This is a genomic window from Desulforhopalus sp. (assembly GCA_030247675.1).
GTDB lineage: Bacteria > Desulfobacterota > Desulfobulbia > Desulfobulbales > Desulfocapsaceae > Desulforhopalus_A.
The window spans coordinates 1-1416 of record JAOTRX010000025.1; the positions used below are offsets into that span (position 1 = coordinate 1).

Below are 1416 nucleotides of genomic sequence, written 5' to 3' on the forward strand. Positions count from 1 at the left end.
GGGGATGACGTCAAGTCCTCATGGCCCTTATGGGTAGGGCTTCACACGTCATACAATGGTCGGTACAGAGGGTTGCCAAGCCGCGAGGTGGAGCCAATCCCAGAAAGCCGATCGTAGTCCGGATCGCAGTCTGCAACTCGACTGCGTGAAGTCGGAATCGCTAGTAATCGCGGATCAGCATGTCGCGGTGAATACGTTCCCGGGTCTTGTACACACCGCCCGTCACACCATGGGAGTGGGTTCTACCAGAAGTAGTTAGCCTAACCGTAAGGAGGGCGATTACCACGGTAGGATTCATGACTGGGGTGAAGTCGTAACAAGGTAGCCGTATCGGAAGGTGCGGCTGGATCACCTCCTTTCTAGAGAAAAGCATCCTCCAAGCATCTACAACCTATCGGTTGTTCAAGTAACAGCATGAGGGAAAGGCCAGGAGCAGGAGTAGCGCGCAGGCGTACTGACTCCGGGTCCTCTACTGACCCTTCGATAAGAGAAGTTTGGGTCAGTAGCTCAGTCGGTTAGAGCACCGTCTTGATAAGGCGGGGGTCGTAGGTTCGATTCCTACCTGACCCACCAACGCTTCATCAGGCGGGGGCATAGCTCAGTTGGGAGAGCGCCAGCTTTGCAAGCTGGATGTCGTCGGTTCGATCCCGTCTGCCTCCACCAACCCCTTGGGTTGTCTGCAAGAGCTCATACGTAAGCACAGATGCTTAGGTCTGACCTCTTGGTCAATGCTGTTTGCTCTTTAACAAAATGGAGAAGGTTGTATATCTGGAGCCGAAACCAAGCCAGATATACATTGTGATTGCATCGTATCGCGTTACAGCTAGCGCGATACAAACACAAACTGAGTTGCTTATAACTGCCTCGGAAGAGGCCTCAAAGTTATAGGATCAAGCGACTAAGTGCATGTGGTGGATGCCTTGGCGATTACAGGCGATGAAGGACGTGCAAGCCTGCGAAAAGCTCTGGGGAGCTGGCAACGAAGCTTTGATCCAGAGATGTCCGAATGGGGAAACCCACTCCGCAAGGAGTATCCCTGACTGAATACATAGGTCAGTGGAGGCGAACCCGGTGAACTGAAACATCTAAGTAGCCGGAGGAAAAGAAATCAACCGAGATTCCCAAAGTAGTGGCGAGCGAAATGGGAATAGCCTGCAAGTGATAGCGAATCTGTTAGCGGAAGACTCTGGAAAGTGTCGCCGTAGTGGGTGATAGCCCCGTACGCGAAAACAGGATCGTGGTACTAAGTTTGCGACAAGTAGGGCGGGGCACGTGAAACCCTGTCTGAATATGGGGGGACCATCCTCCAAGGCTAAATACTCGTAATCGACCGATAGTGAACCAGTACCGTGAGGGAAAGGCGAAAAGAACCCCGGGAGGGGAGTGAAATAGATCCTGAAACCGCATGCATACAAA

At 52.5% G+C, this 1416-nt stretch carries 2 tRNA genes and 2 rRNA genes; all 4 read left to right on the plus strand.

Annotation, left to right across the window (positions count from 1 at the left end):
- Window positions 1-359, plus strand: a 16S ribosomal RNA gene (locus tag OEL83_21135); the annotation flags it as partial.
- Between the two features lie 137 nt (window positions 360-496).
- Window positions 497-573: transfer RNA gene (locus tag OEL83_21140), tRNA-Ile, on the plus strand.
- A gap of 14 nt (window positions 574-587) precedes the next feature.
- Window positions 588-663 (plus strand) — tRNA-Ala (locus OEL83_21145).
- 225 nt (window positions 664-888) lie between these two features.
- Window positions 889-1416: ribosomal RNA gene (locus OEL83_21150) — 23S ribosomal RNA — on the plus strand; the annotation flags it as partial.